The following is a 17,285-nucleotide window of genomic DNA, read 5'->3' on the forward strand; positions in this document are numbered from 1 at the left end:
CTTCGACCCGGCGCGGCCCCGGCACTAGTTGATGGAAAACAGCTGCTCGAAATTCGAGATGCTGAGAATGCGCCGCACGTCGCTGTTGCAGTTTTCGATTCGAACGCGACCGGCGTCGCCACCGGCGTAATCGCGCAAGAGGAGCAGCATGCCCAGGGCGGAACTGTCCAGGTAGGTGGTGTCGGACATGTCGATGACGTAGTCGCTGACGTCCTGGTCGCTGCGCTCGTAGGCGTCGCGAAAGCTCTGATGGGAGCTGAAGTCAAAGCGACCATCAATGCTGATCACCAGGGTGCGGCCATCATCGCTGCGCCGCGTATGTATTGCCATGCGGTGTCCTCCGTCCATTTTCAGCCAGCAGGTCTGTTTTCCCGGGTCGTTCCGTCACGCCGAGGGACAATGCCGCCGATCCGTTTTCCGGCCAGCGTTACATTCGTCCATTGTATTTTTTTGATGTTTCCACGGGATTGAGGATAGCCAAAACTCAGCGAATTGCATTCAGAATTTTTGACTGCCGCCGCGCCCAAGGCTGCTCAGAAGCGCCTGCGCGCGTGAATCCGGTTGGCCGCTTCGTCCGCCTGTTTCTGCTCGCGCAGGTCCCGGGCGCGCTGCTCCTCGGCCCGGCAGGCATCAATGTGCTTGGCCATGCCCTTCTTGCGCTCGTAGGCCTGGCGCCACTGCTCACGCGCCTGTTCGAAAACCTCCGCCGAACGGCGTGCCTGCTGCTCCTGCCCCTGGATGGCCTGGTCAAGCTGGCCAATGAACGCCTGCCAACCCTGTAACCGGGCCACCGAGACCGTGCCCTGCTGACCCTGGCGCATCTGCTCCCGATAGTCGGCCTGATAGCGTTTCAGCTCACCCAACTGGTGCTCCTGTTGCCGCCATTGCTCCCGCGCCCGGTTCATGGCCTCGAGGGCTTCGTCCTCGCGCCGTTGCTCGAGCGCCAAAACCACTTCCAGTCGCTGCGACTTTGGCTTCATGCGTCACCTTTTGCGGCGTCCGGCCTGGCCGGTCGATCCGGCAGCACGTCCATCAGCCGTTCAACGCTGGCGTCGTAGGGCGCGCTCTCCTTCAGGCTCTGCTGCAGGAAACCGCGCATGGCGTCGATGCGTTCAATGGCGTAGTCGGTTTCCGGGTCGGAGCCCTTGACGTAGGCACCGACGCTGATCAGGTCCCGCGCCTGCTGGTAGCGCGCGAAGACCTGCTTGAATTCCTGGGCCTTGCGGAAGTGCTCAGTGCTCGCCACCTGCGGCATCACCCGGCTGACGGAGGCTTCCACGTCGATAGCGGGGTAGTGCCCTTCTTCCGCCAGGCTGCGGGACAGGACGATGTGACCGTCGAGGATGGCCCGCGCCGAATCGGCGATGGGGTCCTGTTGATCATCGCCCTCGGTCAGGACGGTGTAGAACGCGGTGATGGAGCCGCCGCCGGGCTTACCGTTGCCCGTGCGCTCCACCAGCTGCGGCAGCTTGGCGAACACCGACGGCGGGTACCCCTTGGTCGCGGGCGGTTCCCCGACGGCCAGGGCGATTTCCCGCTGGGCCTGGGCGTAGCGGGTCAGGGAATCCATCAACAGCAACACGCGCTTGCCCTTGTCGCGGAAATACTCGGCGATGCGGGTGGTCAGCATGGCGGCGCGCAGGCGCATCAGCGGGGAATCGTCCGCGGGAGACGCGACGACCACCGAGCGGGCCAGGCCTTCCTCGCCAAGGATGTCCTCGATGAACTCCTTGACCTCGCGGCCCCGCTCGCCGATCAGGCCGACGATGGTGATGTCGGCGTCGGTAAAGCGGGTCATCATCCCCAGCAGCATGCTCTTGCCCACGCCACTGCCGGCAAACAGGCCCAGACGCTGGCCCTGGCCGACGGTGAGCAGAGAATTGATGGCGCGGATGCCCACGTCCATGCTCTGGCGCACGGGCGCCCGGTGCAGCGGGTTGATGATGTCGCCCGCCAGCCCCACCTGGGCCTCGGCCCGCAGCGGACCGTGACCGTCCAGCGGCGTGCCGGAGCCGTTGATCACGCGCCCCAGCAGCTCCGGTCCCACCGCCACGCGGCTGGCGGATGACAGGGGCACCACCCGGGCGCCCGGGCGCAGGCCGTCGATGGCGGTGAGCGGCATCAGGTAGACCTTGTCGTCCTCAAACCCCACCACTTCAGCTTCGACGCTGGCCCCCTGCCCTTCGATCAGGCAACGGTCGCCCACAACCATGGGGCATCCAACACATTCCAGAGTCAGGCCCACCATGCGCGTCAGGCGGCCGGACAGCTCCGGTTCGATGCGCGGCGGCAGATAATCCTGCAGGCGGTTGAGTCGGTCAGCCAGCTGGCTCATCCGGATCTCCGTCTTCGCGGGGGACATCGGGGTCGCGTGGGTGATCGGGCGCGGGCCCGGACGATGGCCCGGGGTCGGCGGCACCGGATTCACCGGAATCCTCGTCGGGCGAACGGGTTTCCAGCACATCGCGGTGGAAATCGGTGAGATCGCCCATCATGGCGTCCAGTTCGACGCTGTCGCCCGGCTCGTCGCTGTCCAGCTGCTGATCCAGCATGCGCTGCACGGCTTTCTGGAATCGCTTCTCAACGGTGAAGTCCACCAGGCTGTGACGGGTCTCCACCTTGCAACCGCCGGGCAGGATGGCGGCGTCCTCGATCAGGCTGGCTTCCGCCTCCAGACGATTCGCCACTTCGCGCACCCACTCCAGATCCGCTGGATTGACGCGGATGCGCACGTTGTCGGTGGTTGATGGCAGGCTGGCCATGGCTTCCTGCACCACGTTACGGATCTGCGAGGAATCGGTTTTCAGCTCGCGATAGACCACGGCCCGGGCCAACACCGTACTGAGGTTGAACAGCGCCGTTTCCAGCTCGTCTTCGTGGCGGCGGATGGGATCGGTCAGCTCGGCCATGATCGATTCCAGCTGCGACAGCTTCTGGCTGACCTCCTCGCGGGTCTGTTCCAGCGCCTCCTGCCGGCCCTGCTCGCGACCTTCTTCCAGCCCCTGTTGAAGCCCTTCCCTGTGTCCGGCTTCGCGGCCGCTTTCCAGCCCTTCCGCATGGCCGTTTTCGGCGCCTTCCCGGCGACCGTCTTCCCAGGCTTCATTGCGGATCGCCTCAAGATCGGAGGCCGTCAAGGGTTTGACGTCCTGCTCTTCTTCCCGGGAATGGGCGACGGTGTTGCCGTTCTTATCGAGCAGCGGCAACTCCCAGCGTTCGTAGGCAGTGAGTTCCTCGGAGGGAATGCGGTCGCGGTGGCCCTTGTCTTTCATCACATCATTTCTTCGCCGGAACCGCCAAGGGTGATCTCACCGGCCTCGGCCATACGCCGGGCAATGGTGATGATGTCCTTCTGCGCCGTCTCGACTTCGCTGACACGGACCGGCCCCTTGGCCTCCAGGTCGTCCGCCAGCAGCTCGGAGGCGCGCTTGGACATATTCTTGAAGATCTTGTCCTTGACCTCGTCGTCGGCGCCCTTGAGCGCGACCACCAGGACTTCGGACGACACTTCGCGCAGCAGCGCCTGAATGCCCCGGTCGTCGATGTCCTTGAGGTTGTCGAACACGAACATCAGGTCCTCGATGGTGGAGGCCAGATCCGGATCCATGTCCTTGATGGAATCCATCAGGCCGCCTTCCACACTGCGATCCATGAAGTTCATGATATCGGCCGCCCGCTTGACCCCGCCGATACGACTGGTCTGGGCCGCCGAACCGCCCGAGAACTGTTTCTCGAGGATGTCGTTGAGCTCCTGCAGGGCCTGGGGCTGGATGCTTTCCAGCGAGGCCACCCGCATCATCACGTCCAGGCGGACCTTGTTGTCGAGGGTCGCCAGAATCTCGGCGGCCTGATCCGGGTCGAGGTAGGACACGACGATCGCCTGGATCTGGGGGTGTTCGTAGCGGATGATATCCGCCACCGCACGGGGCTCCATCCACTTGAGGGTGTCCAGGCCCGTGGTGTTACCACCGATCAGGATACGATCGATCAGGCTGGAGGCCTTGTCGTCCCCCAGCGCCTGGGTGAGCATGGCGCGGATGTAGTCGTCGTTGCCGACACCGAGCCCGGTCTGGGCGCCAACGGCGTCGACAAACTGATCGAGCACGAACTTGACGTCTTCGCGGCTCACGTCCTTCATCTGAGCCATGGCCACGCCCACACGCTGGACCTCTTTGGGGCCCATGTGCTTGAGGATCTGGGCGGCGTCCGCCTCGCCCAGGGACATCAGCAGAATCGCAGCCTGCTCGACCCGCGGGATCTTGCGCTGCGGCTTTCTCTGTTCCGCCTGGTTCGGCTGTGCGTTTTCGTCAGTCATCCACGTTTACCCACTGCCGCATGACCTGGGCCACACGGGCTGGATCTTCGGCGATCACGCCCTTGAGCGCATTGAGCTGCTTATCATAGCTGTCTGTGGCACCCGGCAAAAGCAGGTCGTCACTGTGTTCCATGGCACCGCGCAGGGCGTCTCCACCCTCGATGCCTTGCAGGCCATCGTAATCGTCACCGCCGGACAGCTCCCGGTCACGCTCCTGGCGACCGCCGCCAGACAGACTCTTGAGCGTCGGGCGCAACAGGCCCAGTACCAGGATCAGTACCACCAGGCCGGCCAGAACCTGCTTCATCAGGTCCCAGAACCAGGGCTGTTCCCAGAAACCCGGTTCCTCGAACGCCACCTGCTGTTCCGGCGCGAAGGCCGTATTCATTACCGTAACACTGTCGCCACGGGCGGCTGAATAGCCCACGGCGTCGCGGATCAGCAAGGTCAGGCGCTGCAGCTCCTGCTCGGTCCAGGGCTGGAAGCTGACTTCGCCGGTCTGCGGATCCACGATGCGCTGGTCGTCCACCGCCACGGCCACCGTGAGACGCTGGATCTTGCCCTGCTCCTGACGAATGTAGCTGACCGAGCGATCCATTTCGTAGTTGCGGGTAGACTCGCTGCGCACGTTGAAAGGCGTCGCGGGCTGCTGGTTTTCGTCACCTTCGCCGTCGGCGTTTCCCTGTTCCTGGACGTTGGCGGCGACTTCCGGCGCCGTGGCCTCGCCCGGCGGCTGGTTACTCAGCGCACCCGGGATGCCGCCTTCGCTGCCCGCCACGCGGCGTTCGCTCATTTCGCGCTCGGAGCGGATCGCCCGCTGTTCGGGATTGTACAGCTCCTGCGCCTTCTCGACCGCGGAGAAATCCAGGTCGGCCGACACCTCCGCGCGGAAGCGACCGTCACCCACGATCGGCGAAACAATACTCGCCACACGCTTGTTCAGCTTGTCTTCGATGCGCTCGCCGTACTCGTACTGGTCCTGCATCTGCTGGGCGCCGCTTTTCTCATCGCCGTTGGTCAGCAGGTTGCCGTTCTGGTCCACCACGGTGACCTGCTCGCGGGTCATTTCCGGCACGCTGCCGGCCACCAGGTTCACAATCGCGGAAATCTGCTCTTCGGACGGACGACGCCCGCCGAAGACATCGAGGAACACCGAGGCGGATGGCTCGCGGGCGTCGCGCACGAATACCGAGCGCTTGGGAATGGCCAGATGCACGCGCGCGGCGTGAATGCTTTTCATGCTGGAGATGGTGCGCGCCAGTTCGCCTTCCAGCCCACGCCGGTAGCTGATGTTTTCCATGAACTGGGACGTACCCAGGCCACGCTCCTGGTCGAGCAGCTCGTAGCCCACGGTCTGCTCATCGGTGACGCCAGCGGCCGCCAGTTTCAGGCGAGCGTTGTAGACGTCGTCCGCCGCCACCAGCAGCGCGCCCGAACGCGGTTCCATGTGGTACTCGATACCCGCCTGATCGAGGATGCCGGTGACTTCCTGGGTGTTGTAGCTGGACAGGTCGCCCAGTACCGGCTGGTAGTTGGGCTCCTGGGCCCAGAGCACCACCGCCACGCCCAGCGCGACGCTGGCGGCGAGCCCGACCATCAGGCCGATCTGGCGCAGCAGGGTCAGCCGGTTGAAACCGAACAGCAGATCGCTGCGACCTTCGTCACCGCCCTCGGTGGTGGCTGGGGCGTTACTGGATGTTGCTTCAGCGGGTACGCTGGCCATTCTTATGCTCCGCTATCAGACCGGCATGTTCTTGATGTCTTCATAGGCCTGCACGACGCGGTTACGCACCTGCGTCAGCGCCTCGAACGACACCGAAGCTTTCTGGGAGGCAATCATCACCCGGGCGATGTCGACATTGGGGTCACCCTGCTCGTAGGCCGTTCTCAGCGCCCCGGATTCCGACTGCAGATCGTTCACCTGATCCACCGCCTGTTTCAGCATGTCGCCGAAGCCCGGCGTTTCCTGGGTCTCGCGAACGCCGTTGGGCTTGCCGATGCTGTCCAGGGAACCCTTGAGACGGTTCTCCTGTTCCACCTGCTGGTTCTGCATCATCTGAGAACGCATGTTGCGAATTTCAGAGAGTACGTTGTTGATGTCGGCGCGCTGTACCATGTCTCCCCCTCAGGACGGGCTCCCGGTCATGCCGTTGAGCACCTACCGAGTATGATTCAATTACCCAACCACTGAAGCAAACACTAAGCCACTTTCTTAATTCCCTTTCATTACAAGCCATTAAGTAAACTTTAAGAATACCGCCCAGCCTTGACGACAAACTTTTGGCACCCTTCGGTCCACCATCACTCCAGCCAACACGGACACGGCCCGGAGCGATAAGCGCGCGGCAAGACCCTCAGGCTGCATCCCGGAGAGATCCGGGCTCATCGCCAGGGACTGCTGCTTCGGGCCTCAATGAGGCAATAGACCAAAAAAAAGCGGCGCCAGAACAGGCGCCGCATGAAGGAGTTAACGAAGGAATACAACGTACTGCGGGTCAGGCGGTAGCCAGCTCCGCGTCCAGGTCGATGCCGTAGTCGCGCATCTGGGCCAGTTTGTAGCGCAGGGTGCGCGGGCTGATGCCCAGTTGCTCGGCCGCCCGGTTACGACGCCCTCGCTCCCGGCGCAGGGTATCGATAATGATGCGGAACTCGCGCTGCTTCAGATCGCGGCCCAGGGAGGCGCTGTCGTCGGCCTCTTCCGGTCCGGTCGCGGCTTCCGCTTCAGTCTCGCTGGCTGTGACCGGTTCCGGCGCCGGCTGAACAGCCGGCTGCTGGGGCGCCAGGCCGGTGATCCCCATGTCCAGGCACAGGTCGTCGGCGACGATTTCCTGCCCCTGCAGCAACACCAGGGCACGCTGGATGGCGTTGTCCAGCTCACGGACGTTGCCCGGCCAGCTGTGGTTGCGCAGAGCCTGCTCAGCGTCAGCACTGAAACCGATACCGTTGAGCTTCATCTTGCGACTGTGGCTCTTCAGGAGGTATCGGGCCAGCGGCATGATGTCCCGCGGGCGCTCGCGCAGAGGCTGCCACTGCATGGGAAAAACGCTCAGCCGGTAGTACAGGTCCTCACGGAAGTTGCCTTCGCGCACGTATTCCGCCAGGTTGCGGTTGGTGGTGGCCAGCACGCGAACATCCAGCCGGACCGGCTTGCGCCCGCCGACCCGCTCCACTTCGCGTTCCTGCAGGACCCGCAGCAGCTTGGACTGCAGCCCCAGGTCCATTTCCGAAATCTCGTCCAGCAGGATGGTGCCGCCGTTGGCCTGCTCGAACTTGCCCGGCGCGGCCGCGTGGGCACCGGTAAAGGCGCCCTTCTCGTGGCCGAACAGGATCGCCTCCAGCATGTTCTCGGGGATGGCGGCGCAGTTGATCGCCACGAACGGCTGATCGGCGCGGGCGGAGTGCTGATGGATGTAGCGCGCCAGCACTTCCTTGCCGGTGCCGCTTTCGCCGGAAATCATCACCGTGGAGTCGGATGCGGCCACCTTGCGCGCCAGCTGGAACATGCGCTGGCTGACCGGATCCTCGGCCACAGGCTCGTCCTTGCGACTGCGGCCGTCACCGCCAACCACGCGGCCAACCGCCTCCACCAACACCTGCGGCTCGAACGGCTTGACCATGTAATCGGTCGCACCGGCCTGCATCGCGGCCACGGCGTCGTTGATCTGGCCGTAGGCCGTAATCAGCATCATCGGCAGACCGGGATACAACCGCTGCACATCCGCCAGCAACTCGTGACCGGATTTGCCGGGCATGTTGACGTCGCTGACAACAATGTCCACCGGACCGTCCGCCAGTCGCTGCATGGCCTGCTCAGCGGAGTCCGCCTCACGCACCTTGAACTTCGCCAATTCCAGGGTGGTGACCAGCGCCTCGCGCAGGTCCAGGTCGTCCTCGACGATCAGAACGGTTGATTTGGCCATGAGTGCCTCCGCCTTCCTTCTGAATTCTTCTCAATCGTGCTGGTCAAACGCGGGTTAGAACGTCACGCGTTGCTGTTCGCCGCCAACGGCAGGGTCAGTGTTGCCCGGGCGCCGCCGACTGCCGGCGCGGCCAGATCAAAACGGCCGCCATGGGCCTTCACGACCGCCTGCACCACGGCCAGTCCCAGACCAGTGCCCTGGGACTTGGTGGTGTAGAAGGCCTCCAGCAACTGGTCGCGCTGCTCCGGCGCAAAGCCGGGACCGTTGTCCTGTACGGCGATTTCCACCTCACCGCTCACCACCTGCAGGCCCACGGTCACCTGGGTGGCGCCGGCTTCCAGGCTGTTGTTGACCAGGTTCATGCAGGCTCCGACCAGCGCATCGCGGTTGCAATGCACCGCGCCGCTGGTCGCATCCAGATCCCAGTCGAGGCTAATACCCGGTTTAAGCGCGATGCCTTCAGCGGCCGACTGCAGGTTGTCGGACAGGGCCGCCAGTGTCAGGTGCTCGGCGAGACGGGTCTCGCCGCGGGCGAAAATCAGCATGTCCCGAACCTGCTGTTCCAGGTGGGTCAGGCGCGAGTTCAGGCGGTCGGCGCAGCGTTGGCGCAGCTCCGGCTCCAGGTCCGGCTGGGCCAGGTGCCCCCCGTAGAGGATCGCGGCCGACAGCGGCGTACGAATCTGATGCGCCAGGGAGGCCACCATCTTGCCCATGGCCGAGAGGCGCTGTGCGTGGGACAGCTGGGCCTGGAGGCGACGGGTTTCGGTGAGGTCGTTGAGCAGGATCAGCTGGCCGGGCTCGTTCTCCATGGAACGGATCTCGATGCTGACCCGGCGACCGTCGCGCAGGGACACCTCGTGACCGTCGTCCCGACGCGGCGCGAAGCAGCGGCGAATGACGTCGAGCCAGGCTTCGCCCTCAAGAGGTTCGCCCAACAGTTCCACCGCCGCCGGATTGCACTGGCTGACAACCCCCTTGCTGTCGAGGACGACCACACCGGCAGGCATGACCGAGAGCAGCGTGGACAAACGGTCCGCCAGACGCTCCTTCTCTTCCAGTTCCTGCTGCCGCTGCCGGGTTTCCGCCGACAGTTCGCCGGACAGCTGATTCACCCGGGACTCCAGGGTGCGATAGGAGTCGGTAATCTGGCGCGACATCTGGTTGAACAGGTCCAGTGCCGAGTCCACGGCCGCCTCTTCGGCGGAGGGCGGGAACAGGGCCGTCACCTTCTCGTTGGCATCGGCGGCGGCATTCGCCCCACGGGCCGATGCCGCTGACTGACTGGAAAACTGCACTTGGCTCATGCCAGACCTCCCGGACGCGGGCTCAGGTTTCCCTTTCGGCCCGTCTGGATTTTTACGTTGGGAGCATCCAAGCGATTGCTGTGCCAAGTTTTATTTTTTATTAACTTTCAGAAAGTTAAGATTTTCCGGCGAGCGCCGTTGACGGATATTTGTCGTCAATCAGAAAGGCACGAAAGGTGGGCTACGGGATTTTGACGGGAGGCTGAAGCGTATGGATGGAACCTGACAGCATGCCCGGACGCCTGATCTCGGCGCCCGAGCCAGTATCTCGTCAGGCGTTCTCGGACGCCTCTTCGCGCAAGCCGTACTTGCGCACTTTCTCCACCAGCGTGGTGCGGCGGATGCGGAGCTTTTCGGCGGCTCGGGCGACCACTCCGCCAGCTTCGTCCAGCGCCTGCTGGATCAGCTGCTTCTCCAGGTTACCCAGGTAATCCTTCAGATCGATACCGTTGACCGGCAGCAAGGCCGGCGCATCCAGTCCCACGAGCCCCGGCACACCGCTGGGCATACCCGGATCGTCGACGGGGCGGTTCTCGTCCAGGTCATCAATGTAGCGGAACTTCTTGGGCAGCTCCTGGACACCGATCACGCCGTAGGGATGCATGATCGCCAGGCGCTCCACCAGGTTGGCCAACTCGCGCACGTTGCCCGGCCAGTCGTGCCGGCACAGGCTCATGATGGCGGCGGAATTCAGGCGCAGGGAACCGCGTTTTTCCTTCTCCATGCGCGCGATCAGCTCGTTCACCAGCAACGGGATGTCTTCCACCCGCTCCCGCAGGGCCGGCATCTCGATGGGGAAAACGTTCAGACGGTAGTAGAGGTCCTCGCGGAAATCGCCACCCTCGATCATGTCTTCCAGGTTCTTATGTGTGGCGGCGATGACGCGCACGTCCGCCGATTGGGTGCGGTTACTGCCCACCCGCTCGAAGGTCTTTTCCTGCAGCACGCGCAGGATCTTGACCTGCATGTTCAGGGGCATGTCGCCGATTTCGTCCAGGAACAGGGTGCCGCCTTCGGCCATTTCGAAACGACCCACGCGGGCGGTGATCGCACCGGTAAACGCGCCTTTTTCATGGCCGAACAGCTCGCTTTCCAGCAACTCGGCGGGAATGGCGCCGCAGTTGACCGGTACGAACGGCTTGTCGCGGCGCGGGGAATGGTAGTGCAGGTTGCGGGCCACCACTTCCTTGCCGGTGCCGGACTCGCCGGTGATCAGCACACTCACCTCTTTATCCGCCACCTGGGCCATCAACTGGCGCACATGCTGGACCGTCCGGCTGGTACCAACCAGGCTGCGGAACAACTGGATGCCGCGCTGCTGGCCGCGTTCCCGGGAACGGGCGTACTGGTCCCGGAAAACCTGGGCACGGTAGAGGGAGTCAACGAACTTGGTGTAGTTGAGCGGCCATTCCATACGCGCTATGACGCGGGCGGCTATTTCATCAGGCAGACCGGACAGGTCCGGTTCCCCCACCATCAGCACGGGCAAGCCCTTGTCCAGCGAATCGAGCTGCTCCATCAAAGCCGCCAGGTCCGCCTCACCGGCGTCGAGAATCGCGGCGTTGGCGGTGGCCAGTTGTTCCGGCTTCAGACTGCCCGCAGACGCTGGCGACACCTCATCCGATTCCTCACCGATGAACTCCAGAATGGTCGACAGATCGTGTCGAATCGCCTCATCGCTGATCAGGACCAGAATGCGGTTGGTATCCGTGGACATGCGGGTCGTTCTCCGGCTCGTCAGGTAAATACCGGGCCGAACGCATACTGCCGAGCCGCCCTGCGCCAGCACGGAGGGACGGGAACACCTGCGACTACTTCAGCCCTATACGAAAGCAATTTTTCTTTGCCTGTTTTCTGACGCGTATTTAAGACTTCGGAAAGGTTAGAGTCAATTTAATGACGCAATTTTTTGCCAATATTTGTATCCAGATCAGGAACGACGACCGCCCGTCCTGACGTTGGCATAGGCCTGGACAGCCTGCCGGTTCTGGCTCATCCCGCGCAGCTCCCTGGCCGCCTGATCCCTTGATTCTCCGGCGTTTTTCGAGGCATCGGCCATCAATTTCTGCAGGTCCGCCAGGCGCTCCCGCAACACCTCCGGATCGTCGCCGCGGCTATGGATCTCGGCCACCGCCGACTCGATGGCCGGCTGCACCGTTTCATTAACTCGGTTCAATGTGTCCCAGTCTTCCTGGGCCAGGGCGTGACGAAATTCGTCGATGAGGGTGTCGAGGGATTCGAGGGCCGAACTCATGAGGGTGCACTCCAGGCTGATGTCGGTGTCTGCCACGCAGTATACGCCGACACACGCGGTCTACCGAACCCCGGGCAAGGCTGCCCTGCCCGGAGTTCAGTGATCAGTGTTCCGTCCGGTTCATTCGCTAATCGACTGCGCGTCGCTGAAGGCTCTGAACCAGACGCCCGTTCGCCGGCATGGTGGCTCCATGTCAAGAACGGGTAACGCCGCGCCAGGGCCTTCAGCGGCGCGCAGAACGGCGGACAGCGGAGGCGGAAAACTCGTTGCCGCGAAAGCCCGGTTCGAAATCATAGGGCTTCTGGCCGTCGTCCAGACCATCGACGTAGTACCGCTCCGATTTCAGATCGTAGGTCAGCTCCAGCGTGGTCCAGAACACCGGCACCGTGTAGTAACTGATGTTGTGGGCCTCGGACACCCGCCAGAGGTTTCCGTCGCTGTCGTATTCCTCAGTCGTCAGAATCTGCCAGCTGTCCTCGTCGATGTAGAACACCCGGCGGTGGTAGACGTGATCGAGCCCGGTACGCAGCGTCGCTTCCACGACCCAGACCCGGTGCAACTCGTAGCGGGTCAGTTGCTGATTGATGTGGCGCGGCTGGATGATGTCATCCGCCGATGCCGACGGCTGGTGCAGCCTGTAGGCGTTGTAAGGCACATAGATCTCGCGCTTGCCCTTGAGCCTCCAGTCGTACTGGTTGGGCGCGCCGTTGTACATGTCCTTCTGGTCCACCGTGCGCAGGGACGAGCTATTCGGCAGGTCGGTGGTATAGGCCAGGTTCGGCGAACGTCTCAGACGTCGCTCACCCGACTGGTACCGCCACGCCAGACGCGGCGAGCGGACCTGGTCCAGGGTTTCGTGCACCAGATTGAGCGTGCCGGCCAGACTGGAGGGCGACATGATCCGGGTCTTCAGGTAGAAGATCTTGTTGTCGATGTCGGACAGCGAGACACCCGGCTCACTGTAGGCAAAGTAGTAATCGTATTCCGTCAGCACCGGGTTGAAGGATCCGTCCACCGTCGGCGTGGCGAATGCCGAGCGGAAGGACACTTCTTCACCGCGAAAACGCAGGATGTGGTTCCAGATGACCTCAAGCCCGCTCTGGGGAATCGGGAACGGGCTGGTGGCGATGGTGGAGCGAACGCCATTGCCGTTATCGAGTAGCTCGGCGTGCCTCGCGTTATCCCTGAGCCGCTCATAGATACGCTCCGGATAGGCGGCCGTGCGGCGCGTCTGATAGACCGGCATGACGTATTCGGGACCATACTGCTCCAGCAGCTTCCGGTGTCCGGCCGTTAGCTTGTCACCATAGAGAGCAGCATTCTCGGCCGTGATCACGAACAACGGCTTGTCGTCCGGAAACGGATCGGCTTCGATCTCGCCTTCCCGGTAAGTCGCCGGTGGTTCGGCGAGCCCGCCATCCCACGCGGGGATCGTACCCGAGCCATTGCCGGCCCGCTCTGCCCCCACCGGGGTCAAATCCTGGTCCAGGCGCGCGGCCTCGTCCTCGGAGACACTGGCCAGGGACGGGGCAGCCAGCCCAAGGAGGGAAACCAGCCCCAAAGTCGCGACCGAGCGCTTCGCCTTGCGATTACATTCCAACAAATCGTCCTCCCGCATCAGGAGCCGATACCCGGGGATATCGCCCCTCCAAACAGATGTGTATGTTCAGCGCAGGCGACTTTTTGCCTGATCGTTGCAAATTAAACAAGTGTTTAATTGTAGGAAGTTGTTAATCCTCACCAAATGGCCGCCCCGCCCTGGAGCCCATCCGCCACGCCTCCCTGTGCTTCCCGGCGGAGACCGTCGCAACGCCGCCTGCACATCCACGGACACGGCAAGCGAAACCGGAATCTGTTAGACTGGCTCATCAGCTCAACCACCGGATCCGCGGAGTCGTTCATGGCGTCACAGTGGCCCACATTCACCAGGCAGAAGCTATTCCTGGCCAATACACTGTTTCGTCTGGCCGAGGAGCAGGATCAGGCAACCCGTCGCGAAGCGAGCTTGCAGGGTGGAGTTGCGCTGCTCTCCGAAACCCGGAGCGCCCTGCTCTCCCTGATTGCCGACCTGTATCAGGTGAGTCCTGCATCTAGGAACAGCATCGACGCCTTGGCAGAGGCCATTGACTACACCTGTCGCGAGGTAGAGGAGTTGCGCGCGCTGGCCACTGAGCCAGGATCCTGGTGGCAACATGTTGATGGGCTACTGGCCGAGCAGGGCCGCCCTGTCGACCGCAAGAAAGCGGAAGCCCAGGACAACCTGATCGCGGTATCCGCCCAGTCCGGACCGGACCGTACACCGGCAGAACTGCTCAAGACGACCGAAGCCATACGCCGCTACATCGACGGCGTGCTGGAAAGGCACGAAGAGTGGTAGGCTTTCGATCCTGACGAGGACCGACGGCATCAAACGCCAAAATGAATCGAATTGAGAAGGCCGAAAGCCTTCCGATAAAGGCTGTATTTATGTCCACATCCATTCTGGAAATCGTAGAACTCCCCGATGGCGATTTTGCCCTGCAGCGGGTCGATGACGATTCGGCGCCTCTGGTCCGCATCTCCTTCTCCCAGGAAGCGCGTGACATGATGGAAGATCGCGACCTGTCCGTGGCAAAGGCCATGATGACAGCGGGTATCGAAGCGGTGGGCGACATTGCCCACGCCATCGATTGGGAAGACGAGGATGCGGAGCTGCCCGCTCCCTCCCAGTCCCGCACGCTGCACTAGTCGACCACACCGTATACCCACGCCAGGGGCCGGACGCGACAGGACGGTCTATGGCGGCGGAAGCCGGCCATCCGCAGAATGCCTTAACTTGAAGGGTTCCGAGCAACACCGGATGGCTTGGCGAAGAATGATGATCAAGGGAGGGACATTCCGAGCGCCGCGTGCGCTGCTGCGGGAGAGCCGTCGGGCGCGGTCGTCCATTCCCATCGTCGGCACACCGAACCACCACGGCCAGGGTGGCTATCCGCCGGCGTTATCCATTTACCAGCGCAATCTCTACAGGCCACGACGGCCTGTGAATACGAACCAACCCGCGCAGTAGGTCTTGCCGGGCCGGAAACCACACCGCCGTTTACGTCATCCAGACGCCCACCATCCAACGACGACGTACCCTGCGTTACAACTCGTCCGAGCATGAACCATCAGGGCGCAGCCTGCCCTGACACGGCCTCACCGAATGCCTTACCCGGACATGAAACCCGGAAAGTCGCCCGGCCTAACGCTGCCTCAGAACAACGCCGTGGCTCTCCCCTTTGGCAGAGGCCTGCTGCAAGCGATCCATGGCGGCCGTTCCCGGCGTGCCTGCGGTCCACATCACCACCGCGTGGCAGGTACCGGCCCGCAGCGCGCGCTCCGCCAATTCCTGGGCGTCAAACTGATCGTTTGAGCGCAGGACCAGAATCTCGCCGGCAACAATGCCATGGGTCTGCTGCCACTTCTGCATCAACGCCTGGGGAGGATCGATCCAGGCCAGCCAGCGACGCTCCTGGTTCAGCTGGGTCAGCATGGGGAGCAGCAGCTGCATGTTCTCGACCTGACCTTCCGGCAATATGATTTCGGTCACATTGCCCTGGGGCTCGCGAGCCGGAGCGTCAGGCGTTTCCGGAGCCCGAAGCGGGCGCTCCTGCGAGTGGATCGCCACCGGCCTGGCCAGACGGCTCCGACGCTTCAGCGATCGGTCCGCCAGCGCCACGGGCACCGGATTCTGGGAAAGAGTCTGGTTAAAACTGAGCTGCTCCACGGGACACCTCCGAATGTCGCACGGGCCAGGCTATCAGTGCATATCCGACCGACGGATCACACCGACACCCAAGCCTTCGATAAACAGTTCCTGCTCGGTCAAATCAACGTCAATGGGCTGGAATTCCTCGTTTTCCGGCAGCAGGTAAACGTGGGTCCCTTCACGCTTGAAGCGCTTGACGGTCACTTCCTCACCCACACGGGCCACGACGACCTGGCCGTTCTGGACGTCCTGGGTCCGGTGGACGGCCAGCAGGTCGCCGTCAAGAATGCCAATGTCCTTCATGCTCATGCCGCGCACGCGCAGCAGGTAGTCGGCAGACGGGGAAAAGAAGGTGGGTTGCAGGGCACAGTAATCGTCAATGTGTTCCTGCGCGAGGATCGGACTACCGGCGGCTACCTGCCCCACGATGGGCAAACCGGGATCCTCTTCCGCTTCAGGCAGGCGGATGCCACGGCTGGCGCCGGGCACCATCTCGATTGCGCCTTTACGGGCCAGCGCCCGCAAGTGTTCCTCAGCCGCGTTGGCCGACTTGAACCCCAGTTCCCTGGCGATTTCGGCCCGGGTGGGGGGATAACCCGTGTCGTCCACGTAGCGGCGGATTACGTCCAGAACCTGGGATTGTCTCGGTGTCAGCTTCATGCCGTTTACCTGTCTTTATATACAGTACGAGTGACTATATACAGTATTTTATCCAGTGTAAAGACTGGAGACAGGACGGCGTTGCATCACGCGACTACTTGACCGTGAAAGACTTCCTGGGCCGGTAGGCCATGCCCTCGACGTCCACTTTGTCCACCCGGGCGCGGTCGGGGCCCTTGTGCAGCCACTCAACCAGGGACTCTACGGCCGCTTCATCGCCACAGGCGAAGACTTCGACCGAGCCGTCTTCCAGATTCTTCACGTACCCGGTCAGCCCCAGCGCCCTGGCCTTTTCCTGGGTACTGGCCCGAAACAAAACGCCCTGAACCTGTCCATAAACTCGGGCTTTCACACATTGCTCTTCCATTGCAACCTCCCGGAAAGACTCTGATCTGTGACCTCGTGGGTGATACCCTAACCCGGCGCGACGTCGCTGAAAATATCGCGCCGGCAAGCGTACCGCTACCAGCGGTATTTCCCCCAATTCTCGGGGTTGGCCCAATACCGGGGGTTGTTCCACTCCCGAGGGCGATTATAGGTTTCGATGTCATAGGTGAACAGTTCGGTACCGTCGTCAAAACGGTCATGACGATGGAAGGCAAGCGCGACCATGTCGCTGAAGGTCCAGCCGTCGTCCGGTGCCAGACTGACCGCGACACGACGCGCCCCGGCATTGCGCAGCCAGCCCAGGAACTGCCGGGCTTCTTCGTGGGACAGACGGCCCATCAGTTCAGTAACCAGTGCCAGATCCGCCACGGCCTCCTGGTGCTCAACGACCGCCAGGGGCGCTTCGGAGACATCCGTCAGTTCGATACCGGCGTATTCAGCCCAGACATCGCCAATATGTCGGGCGGTTTCCCCCGCGACCAGCAGCGATTCGGGCCGGTACTGCCCCAGCAGCTGTTTCAGGCTTTGTTCCAGCATGATGCTCCCATCCCGGTGCATGGAGCCGATCAGTGTAACAGTACGCGCGTGGAATGGCGCATCCGGCCGTCGCCTCGGCAGGCGGGCCGGATCGTCCCGGCACGGGTCCTGCTTGAACCACATCACCGCCGGGATTGACGCGGCCACAACGAACTGCGACAAAGCCTACAGGAACCTCACA

Annotated in this window: 18 protein-coding genes; 2 read left to right on the forward strand and 16 right to left on the reverse strand. The window is 62.9% G+C overall.

The genetic code is table 11. From position 1 onward, the window contains the following. Positions 1–24: 24 nt before the first annotated feature. The 12 genes from DKK67_RS17075 to DKK67_RS17130 all read right to left on the reverse strand — a co-directional run bounded on the left by DKK67_RS17075 (position 25) and on the right by DKK67_RS17130 (position 13,351). The gene (locus DKK67_RS17075) at positions 25–330 is read right to left on the reverse strand and encodes an STAS domain-containing protein (protein ID WP_111497726.1); all 306 of its coding nucleotides are present in this window, start codon (positions 328–330) and stop codon (positions 25–27) included. Between the two features lie 203 nt (positions 331–533). Continuing rightward, the gene (gene fliJ / locus DKK67_RS17080) at positions 534–980 is read right to left on the reverse strand and encodes a flagellar export protein FliJ (protein WP_111497727.1); all 447 of its coding nucleotides are present in this window, start codon (positions 978–980) and stop codon (positions 534–536) included. Continuing rightward, on the reverse strand, positions 977–2,335 hold the full coding sequence (gene fliI / locus DKK67_RS17085) for a flagellar protein export ATPase FliI (protein WP_111497728.1): 1,359 nt from the start codon (positions 2,333–2,335) through the stop codon (positions 977–979). The genes fliJ and fliI overlap by 4 nt, the downstream gene beginning before the upstream one ends. Beyond that, the gene (locus DKK67_RS17090; protein ID WP_111497729.1) at positions 2,319–3,269 is read right to left on the reverse strand and encodes a flagellar assembly protein FliH; all 951 of its coding nucleotides are present in this window, start codon (positions 3,267–3,269) and stop codon (positions 2,319–2,321) included. The genes fliI and DKK67_RS17090 overlap by 17 nt, the downstream gene beginning before the upstream one ends. Continuing rightward, positions 3,269–4,312, reverse strand: coding sequence for a flagellar motor switch protein FliG (gene fliG, locus DKK67_RS17095; RefSeq protein WP_111497730.1), 1,044 nt, complete (start codon positions 4,310–4,312; stop codon positions 3,269–3,271). The genes DKK67_RS17090 and fliG overlap by 1 nt, the downstream gene beginning before the upstream one ends. Continuing rightward, positions 4,305–6,035: a flagellar basal-body MS-ring/collar protein FliF gene (fliF, locus tag DKK67_RS17100; RefSeq protein ID WP_111497731.1), complete on the reverse strand. Its 1,731-nt coding sequence runs from the start codon at positions 6,033–6,035 to the stop codon at positions 4,305–4,307. The genes fliG and fliF overlap by 8 nt, the downstream gene beginning before the upstream one ends. A 15-nt stretch (positions 6,036–6,050) precedes the next feature. Continuing rightward, positions 6,051–6,428, reverse strand: a complete 378-nt coding sequence (gene fliE, locus DKK67_RS17105; protein WP_111497732.1) for a flagellar hook-basal body complex protein FliE — start codon at positions 6,426–6,428, stop codon at positions 6,051–6,053. A gap of 379 nt (positions 6,429–6,807) precedes the next feature. Further along, a complete protein-coding gene (locus tag DKK67_RS17110) occupies positions 6,808–8,232 on the reverse strand; it encodes a sigma-54-dependent transcriptional regulator (protein ID WP_111497733.1) in 1,425 nt (474 codons plus the stop codon). Between the two features lie 62 nt (positions 8,233–8,294). Then, positions 8,295–9,536 (reverse strand): sensor histidine kinase, encoded by a 1,242-nt coding sequence (locus DKK67_RS17115; RefSeq protein WP_111497734.1) that lies wholly within the window; start codon positions 9,534–9,536, stop codon positions 8,295–8,297. A 271-nt stretch (positions 9,537–9,807) separates the two neighbouring features. After that, on the reverse strand, positions 9,808–11,253 hold the full coding sequence (locus DKK67_RS17120) for a sigma-54 dependent transcriptional regulator (RefSeq protein ID WP_111497735.1): 1,446 nt from the start codon (positions 11,251–11,253) through the stop codon (positions 9,808–9,810). 213 nt (positions 11,254–11,466) lie between these two features. Then, positions 11,467–11,826 (reverse strand): SOS cell division inhibitor, encoded by a 360-nt coding sequence (locus tag DKK67_RS17125; protein WP_162628862.1) that lies wholly within the window; start codon positions 11,824–11,826, stop codon positions 11,467–11,469. Positions 11,827–12,013: 187 nt separating this feature from the next. Further along, positions 12,014–13,351: a DUF1329 domain-containing protein gene (locus DKK67_RS17130; protein ID WP_407657880.1), complete on the reverse strand. Its 1,338-nt coding sequence runs from the start codon at positions 13,349–13,351 to the stop codon at positions 12,014–12,016. Positions 13,352–13,690: 339 nt separating this feature from the next. On the opposite strand from DKK67_RS17130, the gene DKK67_RS17135 reads away from it, so the two are divergent. Together DKK67_RS17135 and DKK67_RS17140 are read left to right on the forward strand one after the other, a co-directional pair. After that, a complete protein-coding gene (locus DKK67_RS17135; protein ID WP_111497738.1) occupies positions 13,691–14,167 on the forward strand; it encodes a DUF6586 family protein in 477 nt (158 codons plus the stop codon). 89 nt (positions 14,168–14,256) lie between these two features. After that, positions 14,257–14,517 (forward strand): hypothetical protein, encoded by a 261-nt coding sequence (locus DKK67_RS17140; RefSeq protein WP_111497739.1) that lies wholly within the window; start codon positions 14,257–14,259, stop codon positions 14,515–14,517. 496 nt (positions 14,518–15,013) lie between these two features. Here the strand turns inward: DKK67_RS17140 and DKK67_RS17145 are convergent, their stop codons facing one another. The 4 genes from DKK67_RS17145 to DKK67_RS17160 form a co-directional block, all read right to left on the reverse strand. After that, complete coding sequence (locus DKK67_RS17145; RefSeq protein ID WP_111497740.1) at positions 15,014–15,538, reverse strand: cell division inhibitor SulA; 525 nt, start codon at positions 15,536–15,538, stop codon at positions 15,014–15,016. A gap of 33 nt (positions 15,539–15,571) precedes the next feature. Further along, positions 15,572–16,180, reverse strand: a complete 609-nt coding sequence (lexA, locus tag DKK67_RS17150) for a transcriptional repressor LexA (protein WP_111497741.1) — start codon at positions 16,178–16,180, stop codon at positions 15,572–15,574. A gap of 94 nt (positions 16,181–16,274) precedes the next feature. Beyond that, the gene (gene yccX / locus DKK67_RS17155; RefSeq protein ID WP_111497742.1) at positions 16,275–16,547 is read right to left on the reverse strand and encodes an acylphosphatase; all 273 of its coding nucleotides are present in this window, start codon (positions 16,545–16,547) and stop codon (positions 16,275–16,277) included. Positions 16,548–16,642: 95 nt separating this feature from the next. Beyond that, positions 16,643–17,266, reverse strand: coding sequence for a DUF6231 family protein (locus tag DKK67_RS17160; RefSeq protein ID WP_162628863.1), 624 nt, complete (start codon positions 17,264–17,266; stop codon positions 16,643–16,645). Positions 17,267–17,285 lie beyond the last annotated feature (19 nt).

The organism is Marinobacter bohaiensis (assembly GCF_003258515.1).
Classification (GTDB): Bacteria; Pseudomonadota; Gammaproteobacteria; order Pseudomonadales; family Oleiphilaceae; genus Marinobacter_A; species Marinobacter_A bohaiensis.

Bases quoted from the DNA above. Each gene is read 5' to 3' on its own strand.
- DKK67_RS17115 (WP_111497734.1), bottom strand. From the start codon at position 9,536: ATGAGCCAAGTGCAGTTTTCCAGTCAGTCAGCGGCATCGGCCCGTGGG.
- lexA (WP_111497741.1), bottom strand. From the start codon at position 16,180: ATGAAGCTGACACCGAGACAATCCCAGGTTCTGGACGTAATCCGCCGC.
- fliE (WP_111497732.1), bottom strand. From the start codon at position 6,428: ATGGTACAGCGCGCCGACATCAACAACGTACTCTCTGAAATTCGCAAC.
- fliG (WP_111497730.1), bottom strand. From the start codon at position 4,312: ATGACTGACGAAAACGCACAGCCGAACCAGGCGGAACAGAGAAAGCCG.
- fliJ (WP_111497727.1), bottom strand. From the start codon at position 980: ATGAAGCCAAAGTCGCAGCGACTGGAAGTGGTTTTGGCGCTCGAGCAA.
- fliI (WP_111497728.1), bottom strand. From the start codon at position 2,335: ATGAGCCAGCTGGCTGACCGACTCAACCGCCTGCAGGATTATCTGCCG.
- fliF (WP_111497731.1), bottom strand. From the start codon at position 6,035: ATGGCCAGCGTACCCGCTGAAGCAACATCCAGTAACGCCCCAGCCACC.
- yccX (WP_111497742.1), bottom strand. From the start codon at position 16,547: ATGGAAGAGCAATGTGTGAAAGCCCGAGTTTATGGACAGGTTCAGGGC.
- DKK67_RS17090 (WP_111497729.1), bottom strand. From the start codon at position 3,269: ATGAAAGACAAGGGCCACCGCGACCGCATTCCCTCCGAGGAACTCACT.
- DKK67_RS17140 (WP_111497739.1), top strand. From the start codon at position 14,257: ATGTCCACATCCATTCTGGAAATCGTAGAACTCCCCGATGGCGATTTT.
- DKK67_RS17110 (WP_111497733.1), bottom strand. From the start codon at position 8,232: ATGGCCAAATCAACCGTTCTGATCGTCGAGGACGACCTGGACCTGCGC.
- DKK67_RS17075 (WP_111497726.1), bottom strand. From the start codon at position 330: ATGGCAATACATACGCGGCGCAGCGATGATGGCCGCACCCTGGTGATC.
- DKK67_RS17135 (WP_111497738.1), top strand. From the start codon at position 13,691: ATGGCGTCACAGTGGCCCACATTCACCAGGCAGAAGCTATTCCTGGCC.
- DKK67_RS17120 (WP_111497735.1), bottom strand. From the start codon at position 11,253: ATGTCCACGGATACCAACCGCATTCTGGTCCTGATCAGCGATGAGGCG.